Here is a 24,102-nt window from a genome sequence, read left to right as displayed (position 1 = left end):
CGGGCGATGCGTTATCCGCGGATGCGGGCAAAGTCCGGGTCATAGGGGGAGGGGGGAATGACCCTTGCACCCGCCAGATCGCCGTACATATCGATCTGCATCGCGCTGTCTTCCGCTGCCAGTGCGGGATCCACAAATGCATAGGCCAGGTTCATGCCCACCCGGTGGCCCCAATCGCCGGAGGTCACAGTGCCCACGACCTTGCCGTCTTGCATCAGCGAGGCGCCGCCATGGGCCGGGGCGTGGGTGGCGTCGATCTGCAGTGTGACCAGCTTCTTGCGCGGCCCTTCGGCTTGACGCCCCAGCAAGGCCTCCTTGCCGATGAAACCGCCTTTGTCCATCTTCACGAAACGGCTCAACCCGGTTTCAAACGGGTCGAATTCGGTAATCAGGTCGGCTTTCCAGTGCAGGAACCCCTTTTCCATCCGCATCGACTCAACTGCGCGGGCACCAAACAGTTTCAGGCCGTGTGCCCCGCCCGCCTTCCGCAACGCCAGATAGGCGGCATAGAGCGAGGCGTTGGGGACGTGGATTTCATAGGCCAGCTCGCCCGAGAAGCTGACGCCCATGACCGTGGCAGGCGCAAAGCCGATGAAGCATTCACGCACCGACAGCCATGGGAAGGCGTCACGCGACCAGTCGCCCCGGGCGCAGGTTGAGAGCACGTCCCGCGCCCGGGGGCCGGCCAGGACCAGGATGGTCTGATCGTTGGTGAGAGAACGGATCTGCACGTCCTCGTCCTTTTGGATGTGCTGGGAGAGCCAGTCCATGTCATGATATTCGCTGGCCGCCGCCGAGCCGTACCAGACCCGCTCCGGCCCGCGTTCGGACGCGGGGAGGTTGGCGATTGTGGCCTCGCCCTTGATCATGCCGTGATTGTTCAGAAGATAGCCAAGCCCGACCCGGCCCGCGCGTTTCGTCACCGCGCCGCAGAACATCCGGTCAAGGTAGCTGTGGCGGTCGGCGCCGGTGATCTCGAACCGGTTGAAGCCGTTGACCTCGGCCAGGCCGGCGTTGTCCTGGATGTTCTTCACTTCAGCAGCCACAACGTCAAAGGCTTCGTCAAAGTTGAAGCTGAGCGAAGGATGGAAGTCAGGCGCAGGCTTGATGTAGTCGACCCGTTCCCAACCGTTCACCACGGTGAATTCGGCGCCTTCGGCCGCCAGCACCGGGGTCAGCGGGGTGGTTTTGGCCGGGCGGCCCGCCGGGCGGTGCTCATGCGGAAAGTGGAAGCGGAACTCGTTCTGGTAGTCTTCGATCGCCTTCAGCGCGGTCAGCTCGACATTGGTGTGGCCCGTAAAGCGGCGCGGATCAATGCACCAAGTGTCGTACTTCGCCTCGCCATGCACGATCTGCTGCGCCAAAAGCCAGCCGTGGCCGCCGCCTTCGCCCAGGCCCGCCCGCAGGCCGATAATGCAGAACGCGTTGCGCTTGCCCGGGATCGGGCCGACCAGCGGCGCGCCGTCGATGGTATAGGTGATCGGGCCGTTGACCACGGTGTGAATGCCGGTGTCCATCAAGGCGGGCATCCGGGCAAAGGCGCCTTCCAGAACATCCGTGACCCGATCCAGATCATCGGGGCAGAGCGCGTTCACAAAGTTCGGATCGATCCCGTCCATACCCCAGGTTTTGCAGTCCTGTTCGTAGAAACCTACCAGCAGCCCGTTCTTTTCCTGGCGGCAGTAATAGTCGCTGATCGGGCAGCGCAGCAGCGGCATCCGGTGGTCTGCGTCCTTGATGGCGGGGATCTCCTCGGTCAGGAAATACTGGTGCTCCATCGAGGCGACAGGGTGGTGCACGCCCATCATGGCGCCGACCTCGTTCACCCGGTAGCCGCAGGCGTTCACCACGATGTCGCAATCGATATCGCCGTGTTCTGTATGCACGGTCCAGGTGTCGTCCTGGTGCTGGGTGAGGGCGGTTACCGGCGTGTTGCGGTAGACCTCGGCGCCGGACTTGCGGGCGCGCCGCGCCAGTGCCTGGCACAGCTGGGCCGGGTCGATGTCGCCGTCCAGCGGGTCCCACAACCCGCCGATCAGGTTGCCGGTGGAGATCAGCGGATGGCGGCGGGCGCATTCCTCGGCGTCGATCACCTCGAACGCCACATCCATACCGCGCGCCATGGAGGTAAAATGGCGGTAGCCCTGCATCTGTGCTTCGGTATTGGCCAGCCGGATGCCGCCGTCGCCGTGGTGGTAGTTGATCGGGTAGTCCGGGTCCTCAGCCAGTTCCTTGTACAGGTTGATCGAATGGGTCTTGAGGCCGACCATGGTCTGGTTCATGCCGAAATTCGTGACCTGGGCCGCTGAATGCCAGGTGGTGCCGCTGGTCAGCTCGTTGCGTTCGATAAGAACGACGTCGCTCCAGCCTTCCTGAGTGAGGTGGTAGAGGGTGGAGCAGCCAGCGATGCCGCCGCCGATCACCACAACCTTGGTGCGCGATTTCATAAAAGAGGCCTCCCGATGGATTGTGCATGACTAAGCGCCCAGTCAGGGCAGGCTGCAATGCACGGGAGTGTAATTCCCATAAATTCGAAAATTTGGTTGAATAAATTGTCAGTTATGCTGCTGTGATTGCCAGCCTGCGGCTGTGGCGGGAACATTGGGGCAAGATTTACCTCAGGAGGTCACAAGAATGGCAGAGCAGCGAGCCAAACGGGGCGGGCGCCAGGAGCGTTTGGCGCAGAGGGCGGCAAAGCCTGCCGTGGATCCCTGTCCGCCGGGCCAGATCGGCGGGGCCTATAAACCGCTGCCCCCTGAGGAACTGGAACGGGTTTACTCCATTTCACTGGAATTGCTGGCCAAGCTTGGCATGGGGGAAGTTCCGCCCCGGCTGCACGCCGATCTGCTGGCGGCAGGGGCGCAGGACAACGGTTCCGGGCGGGTATTGTTGCCGCCGCAACTGGTGGAGCAGGCGATTGATCAGGCGGCCAAAACCTTTGTCCTGCATGGGCGCGATGACAGCCGCTCAATCACGGTGGGCGGCAATGCGGTGCATTTCGGCACCGGCGGCGCGGCTGTGCAGACGCTGGATATGGAAAGCGGGGTGTACCGGCCTTCGACGCTGACCGACCTGCATGACTTTACCAGGCTGCAGGATACCCTGGCCAATGTCAGCTGGTTCACCCGCTGTTGCGTGGCGACAGATGTGCCGGATAATTACGACCTGGACGTGAACACGGTCTATGCGCTGCTGAAGAACACCACCAAACCGGTGGCGACGTCGTTTACACTGGCTGAGCATGTGGCACCGATTGTGGAGATGCTGGATATCGCCGCAGGCGGTCCGGGGGAGTTCTCTAAACGTCCCTTCGTCAAGGCACATATCAGCCCGGTCATCTCTCCTATGCGGTATGGCGAGGATGCGGTGGACGTTGTCTATGAATGTATCAGGCACAACATTCCAATGTCCTGCATCACTGCGGCCCAGGCCGGGGCAACGGCACCCGCCACATTGGCGGGGTTTCTGGCGCAATCACTGGCCGAGACCCTGGCCAGCCTGGTGATGGTCCATGCGATCCAGCCGGGTTTCCCGATGGTGTTCTCCAACTGGCCTTTGGTGATTGACCTGCGCACAGGCGCGTTTTCTGGCGGCAGCGGCGAGACGGCGGTGCTGAATGCGGCCTCGGCGCAGCTGTCGAACTGGCTGGGGCTGCCCTCTGGCGTGGCATGCTCTATGACCGACGCCAAGGCGATTGACGCGCAATACGGGGCTGAGAAGGGGCTGACTTCGCTGGCGGCAGCGCTGGCAGGGGCAATCTGATCTATGAAAGCTCGGGCATGACGGCATCCCTTCTGGGGGTAAGTTTTGAAGGCTTCGTGCTGGATGACGAGATGCATTCCCACACCTACCGCGCCCTGCGCGGAATTGAGGTGAGCGAGGAGAACCTCGGGTTCGAGGCGATCTGCGCGGCGGTGCTGGGCGAGGGGCACTTCCTGGGCGGCCAGCATACTTTGGCGGCGATGGAGCGGGATTATTTCTATCCGGCGATTGCGGACCGGGACGAGCCGCGCACCTGGGCGGAAAAAGGCGGATTGGATGCCTGGGCACAGGCGCGGGTGCTGGCGCGGAAAATATTGCGGACCCATCAGCCCGCGTATCTGACCGCAGAGCAGGACCGGGAGATCCGGGCGCGGTTCAAGATCTATTGAGGTGCGGGGCGGTCAAGAGATCAGGGTGAAGCTGTCCGCAAGCCAGGGCGCGCTTTGCTGGAAGGGCTTTATCGCGTGATCAGCAATCAATGTGCGCATCCGGCTGTCGACCAGATCAAGGATCGAGCGCGAGCAATCCGGCGTCGAAACAATGGCCAATGTGCGCGAGAAGCTTTTGCCCGGAAAAGCGACCATTTGCAGTTTGGGCTGGAACAGTTTGGCGCGGGAAAACAGCAGCGGCGTGGTGATCGTCCAACCGGCACCCGCTGCCACCATGGCCATCAGTGTCTGATTGCTGGCGCATTCGAACCGGTGCGGCAGCGACAGGCCCATCCGCCGCAGCTGGGTTTCGATCTGGCGGGAAATGATCTGGTTGCTGGCAAAGCGCAGGAAGGGCAGCGTGCTGCGGCCTTCGATAACCTCCTGCAGCATGGGTTCGTCTGATTTGGGCAGCACCGCAACAAAGGGATCGCGCAGCAGCGGCCTGTCCTGCAGATCGCGCAATCGCTCAGACGGGGTGGTGGTGATGCCCAGATCCAGCTGCCGGTCACGCAGCATGGCCAGGATCGCATGGCTTGAATCGGTCTGATACATGAAATCGCAGCGCGGCATGCTGGTGGACAGGAATACGGCCAGTTCAGGGATGATGTCGCTGTCAAAATCCTCGATCGTGCCAAGCCTAAGATAGCTGGCCTCGGAAATGTTCCCGGCCGAAGCCTCCGCCTTGGCCTTGCGGATCGTGTGCAGCGCATCGCCGATGCTGCGCAGGAAAACCTGGCCTTTGGGTGTCAGGACCATGGGGCGGCGGCTGTGGTTGAACAGCTCCACACCCAGATGATCCTCAAGATTGCGCAGGTGGTGCGAAATGGTGCTGACTGACAGGCCGGTCTCGTCGGACACGTCCTGCAAAGACCCTTTGCGGGCGGTGATCTGGAACAGTTCCAGCCCTTTCAGGCTCAGATCTTTGCGGGCGGAGTGGCTGGGCATCGGATATGTCTCCCACAATTGCGCGGCTGCGTCATGAGGGGTTTTTTAGATTTTCGCCAATTCTTGCCAATAAGCTGGACACCATGGCCGGGCCGGATGCGGTTGGGCTGTTACGCAGGCAATCCGCTCCTTGCGCAGCTGCTTCCTGCGCCTGCGCGGAAAATGCCGCTGCCTTGTAAAGGGTTTATGAACATTGACGCCTCGCGCCGACGGGCGCACACTGCAGCCACAGCGATGGTTTTTCAGCCGATGCATTGTCGTGGAGGATATTTAACTGCACCGAAACTGGCGTTATGCAAAGCCGGATTGCGAAAACTCTGGCCTTATCAGTTTTGGAAACTGTCACTGTAGGCGGGGCGTATGACTCCGCAAGGTTTCACGGTTGAAACAATAAGAACAACAAACAACAGTCCAAAGGGAGATAACTGGATATGACAGCAAAGACTTCAATCAGCCGCCGCACGGTGCTGAAAAGCGCGGGCGCTGCGGCACTGGCGGCGCCGCTTTACTCAAAAAGCGCGCTGGCGTCTTCCGGCGAAGTGAACATTCTGATGTGGTCGGACTATCTGCCGCCCGAATTCATCGCGGGTTTCGAGGCCAAGACCGGCATCAAGGTGAATTACACCGGTATCGGTTCCAACGAAGAAATCATCAACAAGATGAAGGCCACCAAGGGCCAGGGTTTCGACATCGTTTCGCCGACCAACAACCGCTCGCTGCAGTGGGGGCCGCTGGAACTGCTAAAGCCGTTCGACATGAACAAGGTCAACATTGACGCGGTGAACCCTGCGATGGCCAAGATCGGCACCGACGCCTGGAACTTTGGCGGTTCGGGCGTGCATTGGCTGCCGCATATCTGGGGCACCGAAGGCATTGCCTACCGTACCGACAAATGGCTGCCGGCCGGTGACGCACCGTCTTATGGCGATGTCTGGTCGGAAGAAAATGCCGGCAAGACCATGGGCCGGGCGCATTCGATGATGCTGGGCGCTGGTCTTTACATGGAAGCCTCGGGCGAGATGGAGCCAGGCTCGATCTGGGCGGCGTACGACGACGAGGAAACCATGCGTAAGGTCTGGGGCCAGGTCACCGATTGGTGCGTGGCGCGCAAGAACCGGATCAAACTGATCTGGAACGATGCGGACACCCAAAAGAACGGCCTGTTGAACGAGGGCGTGGTGGTCGGCCAGACCTGGGACGGCCCGCCGCTGGCGCTTAAGTCTGCTGGCGAACCTGTGCACTATCAGGCACCGGTCGAAGGCTCGATGGCTTGGGTCGACGGCATCTCGATGCCGGTTGGCGCCAAAAACGAAGAGCAGGTTTATGCCTTTGTATCCTACGCTTACGAGCAGGAGCCGGCAGGCAAGGCAATCGACAGCCATGGCTACAACTCGCCGGTTCTGGGCGCCGACAGCCACTCGGGCGATGTCTACAAAAAGAACTTTGCCGAAGCCTATCCGGGCAACTCGCTGGCCAATCTGAACCCATGGCCGGCCGAGGCGCCGTGGTATGCGGACGTGCGGACCGAATTCGTCAACAAGTTCAAAAGCGCCTAAGCGAAGCGCCTGATCATGCGGGCCTCCGGGAGATCTATCCCGGGGGCCGGTTTCGTGCCGCTGGCAGCCAGCCGGGACGGCGCAATCAACAACAATACAAGGGAAGCAGGTCTTGCGGGGCCGGTGGAGCGCCACCGGAATGGGGATCTGCACCCTGGGGAGAAGCCAAATGAGTGCTGGGGTCGGCGTTGATCTCGAGAATCTTTGGATCCGGTTCGGTGACTTTGTCGCCGTGCGCGATGCCAATGTGAACATCAATGGAGGGGATTTTTTCTCCTTTCTGGGGCCCTCGGGCTGCGGCAAAACCACCATCCTGCGGGCGGTCTCAGGCTTTCTTGAGCCAAGCGAGGGCCGGGTGCTGATTGGCGGCAATAACATGAAGGGGATCGGGCCGAACAAGCGCCCGACCGCGCTGATCTTTCAGAATCTGGCGCTGTTTCCGCTGATGAAGGTCTGGGAGAACATCACGTTTTCCATGGAGATCAAGGGCGCCTCGGCCAGGGAGCGGCGCAAGCGCGCGGATGAGCTTTTGGACATGATCGCGCTGCCGGGACAGGGCGACAAACTGCCGTCCGAACTGTCTGGCGGCCAGCGTCAGCGGGTGGCCATTGCGCGCGCCTTGTGCGCCGAACCCGATGTGCTGCTGCTTGATGAACCGCTGTCGGCGCTGGACCTGAAGCTGCGCCAGCACATGCGCACCGAGCTGCGCGAGATTCAGCAGCGGGTCGGCATCACCTTTATCTACATCACCCACGATCAGGGCGAGGCGCTGACCATGTCCGACAACATCGCGGTGATGAAGGCGGGGGTGATTGACCAGATCGGTGATGGCAAAACTATCTACAACGATCCGGCCACCGCCTTTGCGGCGTCTTTTGTGGGCGAAAACAACGTCTTCCGCGGCAAGGTGAAGCGGGTGATGGGCGACGAGGCCTTGATCGCCACCAACCGGTCAGGCGATCTGGTGGCGCGGGTTTCCACCGCTAACCAGGGCCGCATGAAAGAAGGCGACGAGGCGATGATGTTCATCCGTCCCGAGGCCTTTGCGCTGGCATCCCAGGGCGCGGCGGGCGACCATTTCGTGACCGCACGTGTCAACCACGAGGAGTTCGAGGGCAATAGCTTCAACATCTTCATGGAAGGCGACGGCGGCAAGGAGCTGAAGGTCTCGATCCCCAACCTGGGTCAGTCCTTTGATGACCACACCGGCCAAAACATCACCCTGGAATACGAGACGAAAAACGCCGTCTGTGTTCCCGCCGGTGAGCTGGCCGCGGAATGAGGAGGCCCATGTCATGCCAAGCTTCCTGAGGGAGTTCTTCAAACGCAACGGTTTCGGCATGGGCAGTCTGATGCTGGGCCTGGTCCTGTTCTGGACCATCGGCCTGATTATTCTGCCGCAGCTGTCGATGCTCGACTTCTCATTCCGTCCCAACCTGCCGCCGCCAGAGATCGGCGGCCCCAAAGACGTCTATACGGTCGAAAACTACAAATATCTGGTGTTCGGACCGGAAGGCGGCAGCCAGAGCTACAACGCTGTCGACCTCAATGTCTTCTTCCGCACCCTGGTGGCAGCGGTCTGCGTCACCATCTTCAACCTGATCCTGTGCTACCCGATCGCCTATTATCTGGCCCAGACCAAGGGCAATCACATCCGCATCTTCGCGCTGATGCTGATCATCCCTTACTGGATCAACGAGATCCTGCGCGCCTTTGCGCTGCGCATCATCTTCGGCGAGACCGGCGTGCTTAATAACATGCTGGTGGGGCTGGGGGTATTCGACACCCCGTTTGACTTTATCCGCAATGACATCGCGCTCTATGCCGGTTTGGGCTATGCCTACATCCTCTTGATGATCTTCCCGATCTACAACGTGATCGAAAGCCTGGACCGCAACCAGATCGAGGCGGCGCGGGATATGGGCGCCAGTTGGACCAAGATCCACCAGCGGGTGGTCATTCCCTACGCTAAACCGGGTATTTCCTCGGGCTGCACCATGGTGTTCATGCTGTCGGCAGGCGCACTGGCGGCACCGCAGATCCTTGGCGGACCGTCTTCCTTGTGGTTCACCCAGCTGATCTATCAGCAGTTCAATGACAACTCCGACTGGCCGCAGGGCGCGGCTTACGCGGTGGTGCTGCTGGTCACCTGTATCCTGCTGGTGCTGGCCATCATGCGGCTGTTCAAGGTCAACATGGGGATATCGGCAAATGAAGAACTTCTCCTTTATGCGCATAAGCCTCTGGGTCTATCTGGCGATCTTCTTTGCCTACCTGCTGGGGCCGCTGGTGATCATGTCGGCCACTGCCTTCAACTCGCCTTCGTTTCCGCGGATGACTCCCTGGGAGTGCCTGACTTTTGAATGGTTCTCGGCCCTGTTCCAGGACGAACGGATTTTGAACGGGATCTGGAACTCTGTCCTGGTGGGGGCGGGCACGATTGTGCTGTCGGTGTCGATGGGGCTGGCAGGGGCGCTGATGCTGACCCAGATCTGGCCTAAGCTGCGCGCGACCTATTACACCATCATCATCGCGCCGATCCTGATCCCCGGCGTGGTCATTGGTATCTCGACCCTGGTGTTCTGGGACCGGATCAACCGGATGCTGGGGCTGGGCGCGGACAGCTGGCTGTCGAACGGCCTGTTCCTGACCATCATCGGCCAGTCGACCTTCATCGCCAGCTACTGCATGCTGGTCTTGGTGGCGCGCCTGCAGCGCTACGACATTGCGCTGACCGAGGCGGCACTGGATCTGGGCGCCACCCATGCCCAGGCCTTCCGCAAGGTGCTGCTGCCATTCATGCGGCCGGCCATCGCGTCGGCCGCGGTGCTGGCGTTCCTGGCCAGTTTCGAGAACTACAACACCACCACCTTCACCTTCGGCGAATACCCGACGCTGACCATCGAACTGGCGCAGAAGGTGCGTTATGGCATCACCCCGGCGATCTCGGCGCTGGCCTTTATCATCGTGGTGCTGACGGTGTTTGCAGCGCTGGCGAACGAGGCCGGCATCCGCCGCAAGGAACTGGTCGCAGCGGCCCGTAAGAAGGCAACGGTGGAGGAACTGGAAAGCGGCAAGCTGCGGCTGCCCGGGTTCCTTAGTTCCAATGTTGCGGCGGTGGCGCTGGTGGTTGTGGCCTGTGCAACGGTGGCAGTGGTGGGGACGGCCACAGTTTACAGCCCGCAGCAATGCATCGCTGACATTCAGGAGAAAAAGCGCCTGGAGACTGAAGAGCGTATCCAGGAGCTGCGCCGTCAGCGTGAGCTGCGCCGCCAGCAGCAGCAGGAAGAGCAGGGCGGCGCCCCGGCCCAATCCGCACCCGCCACCGGCACCGGCAACAACTCGGGTTTTGGCGGCGTCTTTGCGCCCGGCAGCCTGTCGGGGGACGAAGAGGATGGCGCAGAGGCCGAGCAGGAGCCGCAGGGCAACAGCTCCGGTTTCGGCAATGTCTTTGACCCCGGCGCCCTCTCAAATGACGGCGAGGACAGCGGATCAGGCAATTGAACCTGGCCCAAACAGACAAAAGGCGGCTTTAGGGCCGCCTTTTTACATGCATGATCCAGCTTGTTATCAGGCGGCAGATCCTGCCGGGTGGCTGTCTGCGTAGTATTGTTTGCGGAAAGCCAGCGGGCTGGTTTTATATTCCCGCTTGAACCATTCGGTGAGGTTGCTGCGCGAGCCAAAGCCGGTGGCGGCGACGATCTCGGCCAGCGGCAAGGTGGTGTGCAGCAGCAGCTGACGGGCCTTCTCAATCCGCAGCTTGCGATAGGCAGCCAGCGGGCTGGTGCGGGTTTTTTGCTGAAAGCGGCGCTCCAGCTTGCGCGGAGAGACCCCGGCCTGCTGGGCAATGTCGCGGATCAGCAGCGGTTCTTCGAGGTTCTGCTGCATCAGGTCGAGGATCTTGACGATCAGCGCGTCGCCGCCGGCGGTCTGGCGCAGTTGCAGCGATATTCTGGATTGTTCCGATGCCGGGCCAAAAGCCAGGCCGAGATAGTCGCAGACCGCATCGGCGATGAACGGCCCGCGGTCAGCGCGCAGGAAACCGGCCAGCAGGCGCAGGGCGGCAAAGCTGCTGACGGCAGTGTTGATGCGGCCAGCAGCGGTAGTCAGCGTGCCTGCCGGGGCGCAGGTCAGCTGCTCTTCCTCTGCGGCGGCGGCGAAATTTGAATGCACCGCAGTCTCGAATGCCGCCTGCAGACCGGACTCGGCCAGCAGGAAAATGGCGCTGCCGGCAAACAGGCAGCGTTGCGCCTGGCGGCAGATCCGCTGCAGGCTGGCCTTTTCTCCGGAATTGAGCGGCCAGCGGCTGGAGATACCACCCAGGAAAATGACCGTCTGCGGTTTCCACCCCGCGGGCACGGCGCGCATTTGCGAGCTGAGGTTGCGCACGGCTGTTCGGTAGCCGCTGTCCGGAAAAAGATCATTGGCGGCGCGGAAAACTTCGCAAATCATCTGGGCCGCGGCAGGGGGTTCGGCCTGCGGCAGGATGATTTCGACGTCGTGGAAGCGGGCGAGTGCCGCGCTGTCAGCGGAGTGCTGGGAAGCTGGCACGGTCAGCGGTTCGAGACGGGACATCATTCTCTCCTCTGAGCGGGTCATGCGGGGGTGCCCTGCCGGGCGGTGCCGGCAGGGCGCGGAGCCTGAAATGATCAGGCTTCGCTTTCTTCGTAGTCCGACATTGGCGGGCAGGTGCAGATCAGGTGGCGGTCGCCATAGGCGTTGTCCACCCGGTTCACAGCCGGCCAGTATTTGTCGACGCCAAGGTTGCCCGGAGGGAAGCAGGCCTGTTCGCGGCTGTAGGGACGGTCCCATTCGCCCACCAGGTCGCGCACCGTGTGCGGTGCGTGCTTCAGCGGGTTGTTTTCAGGATCGATCTTGCCGTCGATGATGTCCTGCGCCTCCGAGCGGATCGACAGCATGGCGTCGCAGAAGCGGTCCAGCTCATCCTTAGGCTCGGATTCGGTGGGTTCCACCATCAGCGTGCCAGCCACCGGCCAGGACATGGTCGGGGCGTGGAAGCCCGAATCGACCAGACGTTTGGCAACGTCGTCGACGGTGACGTTGCCGTCATCAGCCAATGGGCGGGTGTCCAGGATGCATTCATGCGCCACACGGCCCGTTTCCGAGGTGTAGAGGATCTTGTAGGCATCCTTGAGGCGCGCTGCGATGTAGTTGGCGTTCAGGATCGCAACCTTGGTCGCCTGGGTCAGGCCCGAACCGCCCATCAGCAGACAGTAGGCCCAGCTGACCGGCAGGATCGAAGGCGAGCCGAACGGAGCCGCCGAAACCGGACCAACTGCGGTGCCGTATTCCGGGTGGCCCGGCAGGTGCTCGGTCAAATGCGCCTTGACGCCGATCGGACCCATGCCGGGGCCGCCGCCGCCGTGCGGAATGCAGAAGGTCTTGTGCAGGTTCAGGTGCGAAACGTCGCCGCCGATCTTGCCCGGCTGGGCAAGGCCCACCATGGCATTCATGTTGGCGCCGTCGATATAGACCTGACCGCCATGATCATGGGTGATCTGGCAGACGTCCTGAACGGTTTCTTCAAACACGCCGTGGGTCGACGGGTAGGTGATCATGCAAGCCGCAAGGTTGTCGCTGTGCTGCTCGGCCTTGGCACGGAAGTCGGCGACGTCGATGTTGCCGCTGTCGTCCGCTTTCACAGGGATCACCTTGTAGCCAACCATCTGCGCCGACGCCGGGTTGGTGCCATGTGCGGAGGTTGGGATCAGGCAGATGTTGCGGTGCGCTTCGCCGCGCGACGCATGGTAGTTGCGGATGGTCAAAAGGCCCGCGTATTCGCCCTGCGCACCGGAGTTCGGCTGCTGGGAGATCGCATCATAGCCGGTGATCTGGCACAGTTTGTCGTTCAGATCGTCGATCATCTGGTGGTAGCCCTGCGCCTGATCTTCGGGGCAGAAGGGGTGCAGGTTGCCGAATTCCGGCCAGGTGACCGGGATCATTTCGATGGTCGCATTGAGCTTCATGGTGCAGGAGCCGAGCGGGATCATCGCACGGTCCAACGCCAGGTCGCGGTCGGCCAGACGGCGCATGTAGCGGGTGATTTCTGCTTCGGCCCGGTTCTTGTGGAAGATCGGGTGGGTCAGATACTCGCTTTCGCGCAGCGCATAGTCGGGCAGACGGTAGGCGCGGTTTGCGACGCTATCGTCTTTCTTGTCGATGCCAAAGGCTGCCCAGACGGCTTCGATGGTCCCGGCGCGGGTCTGTTCGTCCAGCGAGATGCCGATGCGGTCTTCACCCACTTTGCGCAGGTTGACGCCGCGGGCAACGGCCGCTTCCATGACGGTTTTTTGCAGCGGGCCAACATCGACAGTGATGGTGTCGAAGAAGACTTCCGGCTCAACCTTGAAACCGTTCTCCTCCAGGCCGGCGGCCAGGCGCGAGGTCTTGCGGTGCACCGACTGAGCAATCGCCTTGATGCCGTCGGGGCCGTGGTAGACCGCATACATCGACGCGATAACAGCCAGTAGCGCCTGTGCGGTACAGACGTTCGAGTTGGCCTTTTCGCGGCGGATGTGCTGTTCGCGGGTTTGCAGCGCCAGGCGGTAGGCCTTGTTGCCGCGGGCATCGACGGACACACCGATGATGCGGCCGGGCATGGCGCGCTTCAGCTTGTCGGTGGTCGCCATATAGGCCGCGTGCGGGCCGCCATAACCCATCGGAACGCCAAAACGCTGGGTCGAGCCGATGGCGATATCAGCCCCCATTTCACCGGGCGATTTCAGCAGTGCCAGCGACAGGATGTCGGCGGCGACAACGGCGATGCCCTTGTGCGCGTGGATGGCTTCGATTTCCGATGTGAAGTCGCGCACATGGCCGTAGGTGCCGGGGTACTGGAAGATGGCGCCGAAGACCGCGCCCGGATCCAGATCGTCGGGATCGGCTACCACCACGTCGATGCCCAGAGGCTCGGCGCGGGTCTGGATCACGGCGACGGTCTGCGGGTGGCAGTTCTTGTCGACGAAGAAGGCGGCGTTGTTGGCTTTGGAGCGCGAACCGCGGTGTGCCATCGACATGGCCTCAGCCGCGGCGGTTGCTTCGTCCAGCAGCGAGGCGTTGGCGATGTCCAGGCCGGTCAGGTCGCTGACCATGGTCTGGAAGTTCAAGAGCGCCTCGAGACGGCCCTGGGAAATTTCCGGCTGATAGGGCGTATAGGCGGTGTACCAGGCCGGGTTTTCCAGGATGTTGCGCAGGATCGGCGCCGGGGTGGTGGTGCCGTAATAGCCCTGACCGATCAGCGTGGTCAGAACCTTGTTCTTGGAGGCCACTTCTTTCATGTGGAAGAGCGCATCGCGTTCGGTCATCGCCGGGCCCCAGTCCAGCGCCTCTTTCTGGCGGATGGCGGGCGGCACGGTGGCGTCGATCAGCTCGTCCAGGGTTTTAAAGCCGATCACCTGCAGCATGTCGGCCATCTCTTGCGGAGACGGGCCGATGTGGCGCCGGTTGGCAAAGTCATAGGCTTCGTAATCGGTAAGTTTGAAGGCCATTGCAGCGTTCCTTTGAAAGGGTCACGTCCGGCCGGAAGCACGGGAGCCTCCGGCGGGGATATTTTCAGCCAGAAGAAGGGGCGGATCCGCGCAAACGGCAGCGGATCCGCAGACAGGTTCAGCCAATCAGGGCCTTGTAGCCGTCCAGATCCATCAGATCGTCCAGCTGGGACGCGTCCGACAGCTTGATCTTGTAAATCCAGGCGTCGCCTTCCGGGCTTTCGTTCAGGGCGCCGGGGTTGTCGGCCAGGGTTTCGTTCACCTCGACCACTTCACCGTCCAGCGGTGCGTAGATTTCGGAGGCTGCTTTCACCGACTCGATCACGCCGATTTCGCCGCCTTTTTCGAACTCGTCGCCGGTTTCGCGCTGCTCGACAAAGACAACTTCGCCCAGCTGATCGGCGGCGTGCTGGGTGATGCCCAGGGTTGCCACATCGCCTTCAACGGTGATCCATTCATGGTCTTCGGAATAATAGGTGGCCATTTTGACTCTCCTGATGATGTCTTAGCGTTTGTAGTTCTGTGTGACGAAGGGCAGGGCGGTGATTTCAGCCGGCTGTGCCTTGCCGCGGATGATGAGGTTCACCTTGGTGCCTGCTGCGCTATGATCTGTCGCAACATAGCCCATGGCAACCGGGCCGCCGACGGTGGGGCCGAAGCTGCCCGAGGTGATGGCACCAAGAGTATCGCCGCCTTCGCTCTGGACTTCCACGCCTTGGCGGGCCGGTGCCCGGCCTTCGGGCTTGATGCCGACCAGCTTTTTGGCCGTGCCTTCGGCCAGTTCTTTCTGGATGCGGGCGGCACCGGGGAAGCCGCCTTCTTCGCGGCGGCGCTTTTGGATGGCCCAGTTCAGCGAGGCCTCGATCGGGGAGGTCGACTGGTCGATGTCGTTGCCATAGAGGCACAGACCGGCCTCAAGGCGCAGGCTGTCGCGGGCGCCAAGGCCTGCGGGCTCGCAGTCGTCATGGGCCAGGAACAGTTTGGACACACGGATTGCGTCCGCGTCCGGGATCGAAATCTCGTAGCCGTCCTCGCCGGTGTAGCCGAGGCGCGAGATGCGGCATTCTACACCGCCGATATCGGCCAGGACGGTTTCCATGAACTTCAGCTCACGGGCGGCAGGGCACAATTCGCCCACAACATCCTCGGCCTTGGGGCCTTGGACGGCAACCAATGCGCGGTCGAAGATCTCGGTGACTTCGACGCCGTCCAGGTTTGCCTGCATATGCGGGATGTCCTGGTGGCGCAGCGCCGCGTTCACCACAACAAAGTAGTGGTCACCGGCGTTGGAGACGATCAGATCGTCCATGATGCCGCCGTCCTCGTTGGTGAAGAAGCCGTAGCGGGCCTTGCCTTCCTTCAGGATGGCAAAGGCCTGCGGGCAGAGCGTTTCCAGCTTCTCGCCCACATTGTCGCCGCGCAGAATCACCTGACCCATGTGGGAGACGTCAAACAGAGCGGCTTTCTCGCGGCACTGCTTGTGTTCGCCCATGATGCCCATGGGATACTGCACCGGCATTTCCCAGCCGGCAAAATCGACGATCTTGCCGCCAAGCTCGACGTGCAGGTCATAAAGCGGGGTGCGTTTGGGTGCGTCGGTCATAGTCTTGAGCCTTTCAAACGGGGTCAGTCACGGACAACCATAACGGTGCAATGCGCGTTGCGCACGACACGTGCCAGGTTCGGGCCGATTTCATAGTTCGGGAAGTCGCCCTTGGCCGATGCCATGACAATCATGTCAAAGCCTTCTTTGTGGGCAAGCTTGAGAATTTCGCGGTAAACGCTGCCTTCTTCGATATGCACCGGCACATCGGAAGCGCTGGCGTTGTCCAGGATCGCCTGCACGGCCTTGCGCACATGGTCCTTGGCGCCGGCGCCATAGTTGGCGGGCAGGTTGGGCAGTTGAATGATCTCGGGGATGACCGAAACAGCGTGCAGCTCCGCGCCGTAGAACTTGGCCTGCTCCAAAGCAAGCGGAAGCGCCTTTTTCCAGGACCGGTCATCGTTGTGATCAAGTGTCAGCAGGATTTTCGTGGCCATCTGTCATCACCTCAGGTGGTAAAATGAGTGCAAGGGGTCGGGGGCCGTTACAGCCCCCCAAAGAGGTCGGTTACTTGGCGGCTGTGCCGGCTTCTTCCGACTTGCCGCCGGTGGCAAAGAACTCTTTCGTCAGTTTGAAGACGATCGGGCTCAGCAGGGCCAGGGCGATCAGGTTAGGAATGGCCATCATGGCGTTCAGCGTATCCGCCAGCAGCCAGATGAAGCCCAGATCAGCAGTTGCGCCGAAGTAGATCATGACGATCCACAGGACACGGTAGGGGATCAGCGACTTCACACCCAGCAGGAATTCGATGCATTTCTCGCCGTAGAAGGACCAGCCCAGAATGGTGGTGAAGGCAAAGATCGACAGGGCGACTGCAATCAGTGAGCCGCCGATGCCGGGCAAGGTGGTTTCGAATGCCAGCGAGGTCAGTGCCGCACCGGAAATGGCCTTGAACCCTTCAGTTTCACCGTTGGCCAGGAAATCAGCCACAGATGCGTCGAGCGCGCCAGAAGCGATAATCGCCAAACCGGTGATCGAGCACACGATGATGGTGTCGATGAAGGTTCCCAGCATCGCGATCAGGCCCTGGTTAACTGGACCTTTGGTCTCAGCCGCCGCGTGGGCGATCGGAGCCGAGCCGAGGCCCGCTTCGTTCGAGAAAACGCCGCGAGCCACGCCAAAGCGGATCGCCAGCCAGACAGCCGCGCCTGCTGCGCCGCCTTTTGCGGCCCAGGGTGTAAAGGCATAGGTAAAGACTTGGCTGATCGCATTGCCGATTGCACCAGCATTCAGCAGCAGAACCAACAGGCCTGCAATGATGTATGCAATCGCCATGAATGGAACCAGTTTGCCGGCAACCGCACCGATGCGGGTGATGCCGCCCAGGATAACGGCTGCGGTCAGAACCATCAGGATCACGCCGGTGACCGAGGTGTTCACACCAAAGTTCGTTTCCAGAACCTGGGCCACACCATTGGCCTGCACACCGTTGCCGATGCCGAAAGCAGCCACACCGCCGAACAATGCGAACGCAACGCCCAGCCAGGCCCATTTCGCGCCGAGGCCGTTTTTGATGTAGTACATCGGGCCGCCGACGAAATTGCCCAGCTCGTCTTTTTCACGGTATTTCACCGCGCAGACAGCTTCGGCGTATTTGGTGGCCATGCCGACCAGAGCGGTCATCCACATCCAGAAAAGCGCGCCGGGGCCGCCCAGGAACACCGCGGTGGCAACACCGGCGATGTTGCCGGTACCGATGGTGGCCGACAGTGAGGTCATCAGCGCGTTGAACGGGCTGATCTGGCCTTCGCCTTGGCCTTCACGGCCTTTGAACAGCAGGCTGAAGCCGGTGCCGATTTTCAGGATTGGCATGAACTTCAGGCCTACCTGCAGGAAAAAGCCGACGCCGAGTATCATGACGAGCATGGGTACGCCCCACACAACACCATTTAGCCAGCCGACTACTGAGTTTAACGCTTCCATGGGTCTCCTCCCGATTGCGTTTTAGTTAAATACCCTTTGCCAAGGCCATCTGACGGGCCTCTTTCAGGGCGGCAAAATCTTCATCCGCGTGGAACGATGAACGGGTCAGCGGCGTGGCCGACACGTGAAGAAAGCCCTTGGACCGGGCAATTTGTTCCAGCTGCGCGAATTCTTCCGGCGACCAGAAACGGTCGATCGGGTGGTGTTTGGCGGTGGGCTGCAGGTACTGGCCCACGGTCAGGAAATCGACCTGTGCCGCACGCAGATCGTCCATCACCTGGCGCACATCCTCCAGGGTCTCGCCAAGGCCGACCATGATGCCCGACTTGGTGAACAGCTGCGGGTTGGCGCGTTTGGCGTCGTCCAGCAGCCGCAGCGAGGTGTAGTAGCGCGCACCGGGACGCACACGCGGGTAGAGGCGCGGCACGGTTTCCAGGTTGTGGTTGAAAACGTCCGGGGCAGCTTCAAACACCGCATCAGCCGCCGCACCTTTGCCCAGGAAATCCGGGGTCAGCACCTCGATTGTGGTGCCGGGGTTCTGATGGCGGGTGGCACGGATGGTCTGGGCGATGTGTCCGGCACCGCCGTCCGCCAGGTCGTCCCGGTCAACGGAAGTAATCACAACATGGCGCAGGCCCAGTTTTTTGACCGCAGCCGCCACCCGGCCCGGCTCAAACGCGTCCAGTGTGTCCGGCCTGCCGGTGGTCACATTGCAGAAGGAACAGCCGCGGGTGCAGACCTCGCCCATGATCATCATGGTGGCGTGACGCTTGGACCAGCAGTCGCCGATATTGGGGCAGGCGGCCTCTTCGCAGACAGTGGCCAGCTCATGCTCCCGCATCAGTTTGCGGGTCTCGTAATACTCGGCGCTTTCGATCTTTTTCTTGCGGATCCACTGGGGCTTTCGCGGGATAGCGCTGTCGGTCTTATGGGCCTTTTCCGGGTGGCGGGGTCTTAGCTGGATCGTCATCTCGCATATCCCTCCAGGTCAGGCGTGGATGGCACGGCCAAGTGCGTCAAGGCAGGCTTCTTTCACCGCCTCACCCATCGCAGGATGCGCATGGCAAGTCCGTGCAACCTCCTCGATAGTAGCACCTTTTGTCATCGCAAGCACCAATTCGGCAATTAAATCACCGCCATGCGCGCCGCAGATATGGGCGCCAAGGATCTTGCCCCGGGCGTTGCCAGAACTTTGACGGCGCCGTCGGTATCGCCGGTGGAACGCGCGCGGGAGTTGGCCATAAAGGCAAACTTGCCAGTGATGTATTCGACACCGGCCTCTTTCAGCGCTTCTTCGGTCAGACCGACCGAGGCAACTTCGGGGTCGGTGTACACAACGCCGGGGACGGTGTTGTAATCCACATGGCCGTGCTCGCCGGCCAATAGTTCGACACAGGCAACACCGTCTTCCTCAGCCTTGTGGGCCAGCATCGGGCCGGGCACGCAGTCGCCGATGGCAAAGATGCCGGGCACTGAGGTCTGGAACGTTTCATCCACCTCGATAAAGCCGCGGGCGTTGATCGAGACACCGAGGTTTTCAAGACCCAGACCGCGGGTCACCGGGCGGCGGCCGATGGCGATCAGCACCTTGTCGGCCTCGATCTGCTCTTCCTTGTCCTTGCCGACACGGTCCAGGGTCAGGGTCAGGCCGGTCTCACCCTTGTCAATGGCCTTCAGCGCGCGGCCCAGCTGGAACTTCAGCCCGCGCTTGGACAGCGCCCGCTGGGACAGCTTGGCGATCTCGCCGTCGATGCCGGGCAAGATACGGTCAAGGTATTCCACAACCGTCACCTTGGATCCGAGACGTGACCAGACCTGACCGAGTTCAAGCCCGATCACGCCGGCGCCGATCACCACCAGGTGCTCTGGCGCAGCTTCAAGCGCCAGCGCACCGGTGCTGCTCAGCACGTCCACCTCGTCGATGTCCACGCCGGGGAGGGGGCTGGGCTCCGAACCAGTGGCAATCAGGGTGTTCTTTGCTGTGTAAGTGTCGCTGCCAACCTGCACCTGGCCTGGGGCCGGAATGCTGGCCCAGCCTTCAATATGGTCGACACCGTTCTTCTTGAACAGAAAGGCGATGCCCTTGGTCAGGTCGCCGACAATCTTGTCCTTGCGCGCCATCAGCGCGCCCAGATCCAGGCTGGCGCCCTCAACGGCAATGCCATGCGCGGCCAGATGGGACAGTTCGGCATACTTACCGGAGGAGGTCAGCAGCGCTTTGGAGGGGATGCAGCCAACATTGAGGCAGGTGCCGCCCAGCGATCCGCGGCCTTCGACGCAGGCGACCTTAAGACCCAGTTGTGCAGCACGGATTGCTGCGACATAACCGCCCGGACCGGCCCCGATCACAATCAGATCATATGCGCTCATGTGGATTCTCCTCCGAAATGCGGTTCAGGACCGTCACGTATGCTTCCGTATACGACGTTTCGTCTCCTATAGGAAACTTTTCCCCTATTGCAAACAAAAAGTTCCACCACGGAAATTTTGACCCGTGAATACATCAAAGCTAAGCTGTTTGCGGAACAGGAGAATTTGCACGAATGGAACCAATTCCCTCAGAAGAAACAGGGCTGGGCCCGGAGGCGATGGAGGCTCCGGACGGCGAAGTCCTGGGGAAAATGATTCGCGACGCCCGCAAGGAAAAGGGGCTGACACTGGAGGAAGCAGCGCGTGCTGCCGCCATCGGGCGCTCGACCTTGTCGAAGATCGAGAACAACCAGACCCGGCCCAGTTTCGAGATCATCCGCCGCCTGATGCAGACGCTGGAACTGGAAACGCCGCAGTTGTTTGTGCAGTCCGGGCAAAGCGGCGTCACCGGGCGCCGGGATTTCACCCGCACCGGGTTGGGTGAGCACAAGGAAACTTCGACCTATGATCATGAACTGCTGTGCAGCGAGCTGACCAGCAAGCGTATGGTGCCCTATATCAGCACCATCAAGGCACGCGACGTGACGGAGTTCGACAATTGGGTCCGCCACCAGGGCGAAGAATTCATGTTTGTGCTGAGCGGCGAACTGATCCTTTACACGGAACATTACCGGCCGCTTCGTATGGGGGCAGGGGACTCAGTCTATTATGACAGCGGTATGGGCCACGGCTGTGTGTCGGTCAGCAAAGAAGATGCCAGGGTGCTGTGGGTGTCGCTCGAAGTGTGACGGGGAAACCGCCCGCAGGTCCGTAAGCCCGGGCTGACGGTTAAGCCGCTTTTCCGGACGGGCAGGTTCACATACATCTGTCTGAAAGGAGAGGCATTGCGATGAAACTGGACCCGATTGATATCTCAACAGCAGCTTCGGCTTCCGCTGCAGTGTTTGAGGCGTTGCGCAGTGCGATCATCGATGGCCGGCTGGAGGAGGGCGAACCGCTCCGCCAAGAAGAAATCGCACGCCGCTTCAATACCAGCCGGATCCCGGTGCGGGAGGCAATTTCGCGGCTGGAGGAATACGGGCTGGTTAAGACACAGCGCTTCAAGGGCGCGGTTGTCGCCGGGCTGTCGGCGGATGAAGCGGCGGAGATATTTGATTTCCGCGCGCTGCTGGAGCCGGAGATCATCCGTGATGCGGTCCCGCGGATGTCACAGGAGCTTCTGGCCAGCGCGCGGTTGCATTGCGAGGCCTTTGCCGGCTGCAAGAACCCGATGGAGTGGGGTGTTCTGAACCGGGAGTTCCACGACGCGCTCTACAGTGCCAGTGCGCTGACCTATTTTCGCGAAGCAGCCCGCAGCGCGATGGACCGGATCGACCGCTACATCCGTGCGCAGCTGGTCATGAGCGACGGTATGGAGCGTGCCGAGCGGGAGCATATCGCGATCCTAGCGGCCTGCGAAGAGGGCGATGCCACTCGTGCTGCAGAACTGACCAAAGCGCATGTTCAAGCGGCCAAAACCTCGTTGCTGGCGCATTTTCCCGTTTTGACCCGGTCCTGATACCTGTTCTCAGGCTGCCGGTGCTGGGAGTGTCTGGGCAAGCAGCCAGCCGCTGATAGCGCTGGTGACACCTTCATTCGGGCCTGCATCCGGCCGGACCAGGTAATAGGCGCGGTTCTCGCTGACGGTTGTATCGAACAGCTGCACCAGCACTCCGCTTTGCAGATCGGTGTCGATCAGCGGAATCCACCCCATTACGATACCCTGCCCGGACGCAGCGGCCTGCAGCACCACATTTGTGTCCTCAATGACCGGACCGGGCAGCGGGCCGTCCAGCCGGACCCCCGCCTGCATGAACCAGGCGTTCCAGCCCAGGGTGTCGCGCTGGTGGATCAGCGGAAAGCGCATCAGGCCGGCAGGTGACTGCGGATGCCCCAGCTGCTCCAGCAGCGCCGGGCTGGCCACAGGGGCCGACAGTATGCTGACCAATGGTTCGGAAATCATGCCGGGAAAGCGCCCGTCGCTCCAGGTGATAAAGATGCCGGCGTCCACATTCTGCGGCGCGACCTGCAGCGGGGTCCGCACCAGCTTCAGTTCTATATCCGGGAATTCCGCACAGAAACCGGCAAAGCGGGGCAGCAGCCAGCGGGTGGCAAAGTTGGGGCCCAAGGCAATGCGGATCGTGGTTTTCTCGGGCCAGCGGGCCACTGAGTTCACTTTGGCCTCCAGGATCCTGAATGCCTGCGAGGCGCCGTCCGCCAGCCGCGTGCCGTCGTCCGTCAGCTGCACCTGGCGGCCATCACGGGTGAAAAGCCGGGTGTTCAAATAGGCCTCCAGCCCGCGAATGTGATGGCTGACGGCGGTGGGTGAGACGCCTATTTGCAAAGGAATTCCGCCCGGGGCAGAAAATGGCTGCAAGAGCGCGCCGCCGCGGCAGAGAAGCCCGGATCGAAGCCGAAAGCGCAACGGCAGAAGACAACCCGCCGGTCTGGGGCGGTATTGAGGGCGGCCGGTTCCGGCCCCTGAGCGATGCGGATGAGGCTAAGATCAGCGAGGCGGAACTGTTGCTGCTGGAGACACTGGGACTGAGCCAGGCAACACCTTCGATGATCGCGAAAATCTGCGCTGCGGGTGGCAGCTGCACGCAAGACAAGCGGCTGCTGTTCCCACGGGCGCTGGTTCTGAAAACCATCAAGGAAGCCCGCCGCGATGTGGTGCTATTTGGCCAGGATCCGCGCAATGACCTGAACCTGTCCGGCCATCGCGTCCACATGAGCTCGGGCGGCGGCGCGCCCGGGATCTTTGACCTTGAGGACGGGCGCTAACGGGATGGCACGCTGAAAGACCTCTATGACGCGGCGCGCATTTGCGATGCGATGGAAAACATTCACCATTTCAGCCGCTCGGTGGTGGCCCGCGATGTTGGGAACGTGGCGGATATGGACCTGAACACCGCTTATGCCGGCCTGATGGGCACCTCCAAACATGTATCGGTGTCGGTTTCCGAACCTGGAAATGTGCAGCAGCTGGCGGAGCTGTGCTATGCGCTGGCCGGATCCGAAGAGGCCTTTCGCGCGCGTCCCTTCCTGACGGTGATGGTCTGCCACGTGGTGCCGCCGATGCGCTTTGCCGAGGAGGCGCTGGACACGTTGGAGGCCGCGGTTCTGGCAGGCTTCCCGGTGCAGCTGATTTCGGCAGGCCAAGCAGGCGCCACCAGCCCGGCAACCATTGCGGGCTCGCTGGTGCAGGGTAGGCTGTGGCGGAAACCCTGGCCGGGCTGGTGTTTGCCCGGCTCGTCGACCCGAATGCCGCCGCGACTATGGCGCAAAGCCGCTGATTTCCGACCTGCGCACCGGGTCAATGTGCGCAGGCGGCGGCGAACAGGCGATCCTGATGGCAGCAACCGCGCAGATGGGGCGGTTCTATAACCTGCCTGTGACCTCGATTGCCGGCATCACCGGCTCCATGACGCTGGATGCCCAGTATGGCAGCGAGAAGAACCTGGCCGTGTCTTCCGCCGCTCATACCGGTTCCAACCTGATCACCCAGGCCTACGGCATGCAGGCAGGCCTACGGCATGCAGGCAAGCCTTCTGGGCGTGTCGCTGGAGGCTTATGTGGTCGACAACGACATGATCGGCAACATTCTGCGGACCCTGCGCGGGGTGGAGGTGATTGCGGAAAACATCGGCGCTGAGGTGATCGCTGAGGTCTGCCGCGGCTAAGGCCATTATCTGGGCCACCGCCACACCTTCAGCCGGATGAAATCCGATTACTTCTATCCGCATCTGGGTGACCGCCAGACCTCGCGGGAGTGGGAAGAGCAGGGCGCGCGCGATTGGCGAGGTGGCCAGGGACAAGGCGCGGGAGCTGCTGGCCGGCCACTTCCCCGCCCATATTCCGGACGGCAAAGACCAGGAACTGCGCGCGCGGTTCAATATTTGCCTGAGCCGGGCGCAAATCGGGCGGGCATGATGCAGGACCACCCGCTTTTTCCCCGGCAACTG

The 24,102-nt window shown here is 61.6% G+C and carries 17 protein-coding genes and 4 pseudogenes; 10 read left to right on the top strand and 11 right to left on the bottom strand.

The genetic code is table 11. From position 1 onward, the window contains the following. Nucleotides 1-11: 11 nt before the first annotated feature. Complete coding sequence (locus ETW23_RS14920) at nt 12-2,447, bottom strand: FAD-dependent oxidoreductase (protein WP_134830453.1); 2,436 nt, start codon at nt 2,445-2,447, stop codon at nt 12-14. 187 nt (nt 2,448-2,634) lie between these two features. On the opposite strand from ETW23_RS14920, the pseudogene ETW23_RS14915 reads away from it, so the two are divergent. Continuing rightward, nucleotides 2,635-4,151 (top strand): annotated as a pseudogene (locus ETW23_RS14915) (trimethylamine methyltransferase family protein). A 12-nt stretch (nt 4,152-4,163) separates the two neighbouring features. On the opposite strand, the gene ETW23_RS14910 reads toward ETW23_RS14915, so the two are convergent. Further along, nucleotides 4,164-5,138: a LysR family transcriptional regulator gene (locus tag ETW23_RS14910; RefSeq protein WP_134830452.1), complete on the bottom strand. Its 975-nt coding sequence runs from the start codon at nt 5,136-5,138 to the stop codon at nt 4,164-4,166. 431 nt (nt 5,139-5,569) lie between these two features. Here ETW23_RS14910 and ETW23_RS14905 point away from each other — a divergent pair, with 431 nt between their 5' ends. The 4 genes from ETW23_RS14905 (at nt 5,570) to ETW23_RS14890 (ending at nt 10,198) form a co-directional block, all read left to right on the top strand. Next, entirely contained in the window at nt 5,570-6,694 is a 1,125-nt protein-coding gene (locus tag ETW23_RS14905) for an extracellular solute-binding protein (RefSeq protein WP_129371902.1), read from the top strand. Nucleotides 6,695-6,863: 169 nt separating this feature from the next. Next, nucleotides 6,864-7,976, top strand: coding sequence for an ABC transporter ATP-binding protein (locus ETW23_RS14900; protein ID WP_129371901.1), 1,113 nt, complete (start codon nt 6,864-6,866; stop codon nt 7,974-7,976). A 13-nt stretch (nt 7,977-7,989) separates the two neighbouring features. After that, nucleotides 7,990-9,057, top strand: a complete 1,068-nt coding sequence (locus ETW23_RS14895) for an ABC transporter permease (protein ID WP_134830451.1) — start codon at nt 7,990-7,992, stop codon at nt 9,055-9,057. After that, nucleotides 8,948-10,198: an ABC transporter permease gene (locus tag ETW23_RS14890; protein WP_368075899.1), complete on the top strand. Its 1,251-nt coding sequence runs from the start codon at nt 8,948-8,950 to the stop codon at nt 10,196-10,198. Before ETW23_RS14895 ends, ETW23_RS14890 begins: the two co-directional genes overlap by 110 nt. Before the next feature lie 66 nt (nt 10,199-10,264). On the opposite strand, the gene ETW23_RS14885 is transcribed toward ETW23_RS14890, so the two are convergent. The 8 genes and pseudogenes from ETW23_RS14885 to lpdA all read right to left on the bottom strand — a co-directional run bounded on the left by ETW23_RS14885 (nt 10,265) and on the right by lpdA (nt 20,098). Continuing rightward, on the bottom strand, nt 10,265-11,269 hold the full coding sequence (locus ETW23_RS14885; protein WP_247676721.1) for a helix-turn-helix domain-containing protein: 1,005 nt from the start codon (nt 11,267-11,269) through the stop codon (nt 10,265-10,267). A 74-nt stretch (nt 11,270-11,343) separates the two neighbouring features. Further along, nucleotides 11,344-14,202, bottom strand: coding sequence for an aminomethyl-transferring glycine dehydrogenase (gene gcvP / locus ETW23_RS14880; RefSeq protein WP_134830449.1), 2,859 nt, complete (start codon nt 14,200-14,202; stop codon nt 11,344-11,346). Nucleotides 14,203-14,320: 118 nt separating this feature from the next. Next, on the bottom strand, nt 14,321-14,686 hold the full coding sequence (gcvH, locus tag ETW23_RS14875; RefSeq protein WP_129371897.1) for a glycine cleavage system protein GcvH: 366 nt from the start codon (nt 14,684-14,686) through the stop codon (nt 14,321-14,323). 21 nt (nt 14,687-14,707) lie between these two features. Further along, on the bottom strand, nt 14,708-15,805 hold the full coding sequence (gcvT, locus tag ETW23_RS14870) for a glycine cleavage system aminomethyltransferase GcvT (RefSeq protein ID WP_134830448.1): 1,098 nt from the start codon (nt 15,803-15,805) through the stop codon (nt 14,708-14,710). A gap of 23 nt (nt 15,806-15,828) precedes the next feature. Next, on the bottom strand, nt 15,829-16,242 hold the full coding sequence (locus ETW23_RS14865; RefSeq protein WP_134830447.1) for a universal stress protein: 414 nt from the start codon (nt 16,240-16,242) through the stop codon (nt 15,829-15,831). 70 nt (nt 16,243-16,312) lie between these two features. After that, complete coding sequence (locus ETW23_RS14860; protein WP_129371894.1) at nt 16,313-17,728, bottom strand: sodium:alanine symporter family protein; 1,416 nt, start codon at nt 17,726-17,728, stop codon at nt 16,313-16,315. Between the two features lie 25 nt (nt 17,729-17,753). Next, entirely contained in the window at nt 17,754-18,698 is a 945-nt protein-coding gene (gene lipA / locus ETW23_RS14855) for a lipoyl synthase (protein ID WP_134830446.1), read from the bottom strand. 18 nt (nt 18,699-18,716) lie between these two features. After that, a pseudogene (lpdA, locus tag ETW23_RS14850) lies at nt 18,717-20,098 on the bottom strand (dihydrolipoyl dehydrogenase). Nucleotides 20,099-20,271: 173 nt separating this feature from the next. Here lpdA and ETW23_RS14845 point away from each other — a divergent pair. Then, nucleotides 20,272-20,886 (top strand): helix-turn-helix domain-containing protein, encoded by a 615-nt coding sequence (locus ETW23_RS14845; protein ID WP_129371891.1) that lies wholly within the window; start codon nt 20,272-20,274, stop codon nt 20,884-20,886. Between the two features lie 101 nt (nt 20,887-20,987). After that, entirely contained in the window at nt 20,988-21,656 is a 669-nt protein-coding gene (locus ETW23_RS14840; RefSeq protein WP_129371890.1) for a GntR family transcriptional regulator, read from the top strand. Between the two features lie 9 nt (nt 21,657-21,665). Here ETW23_RS14840 and ETW23_RS14835 read toward each other — a convergent pair whose 3' ends face one another. Beyond that, nucleotides 21,666-22,481 carry a LysR substrate-binding domain-containing protein gene (locus ETW23_RS14835; protein ID WP_134831333.1) on the bottom strand — a complete coding sequence of 272 codons (816 nt, stop codon included), beginning with the start codon at nt 22,479-22,481 and terminating at the stop codon, nt 21,666-21,668. A 23-nt stretch (nt 22,482-22,504) separates the two neighbouring features. Between ETW23_RS14835 and ETW23_RS14830 the strand changes: the two are divergent. The 3 genes and pseudogenes from ETW23_RS14830 to ETW23_RS26080 form a co-directional block, all read left to right on the top strand. After that, nucleotides 22,505-23,524 (top strand): annotated as a pseudogene (locus tag ETW23_RS14830) (trimethylamine methyltransferase family protein). Further along, complete coding sequence (locus tag ETW23_RS26085) at nt 23,430-23,792, top strand: trimethylamine methyltransferase family protein (RefSeq protein WP_254695212.1); 363 nt, start codon at nt 23,430-23,432, stop codon at nt 23,790-23,792. Before ETW23_RS14830 ends, ETW23_RS26085 begins: the two are co-directional and overlap by 95 nt. Further along, nucleotides 23,728-23,877: pseudogene (locus tag ETW23_RS26080) on the top strand (trimethylamine methyltransferase family protein); the annotation flags it as partial. The gene ETW23_RS26085 and the pseudogene ETW23_RS26080, both read left to right, overlap by 65 nt. Nucleotides 23,878-24,102 lie beyond the last annotated feature (225 nt).

Source organism: Leisingera sp. NJS201 (assembly GCF_004535885.1).
GTDB lineage: Bacteria > Pseudomonadota > Alphaproteobacteria > Rhodobacterales > Rhodobacteraceae > Leisingera.
The sequence above is the reverse complement of the archived record's forward strand: the minus strand, read 5'-3'. Positions and strand labels throughout refer to the sequence as shown.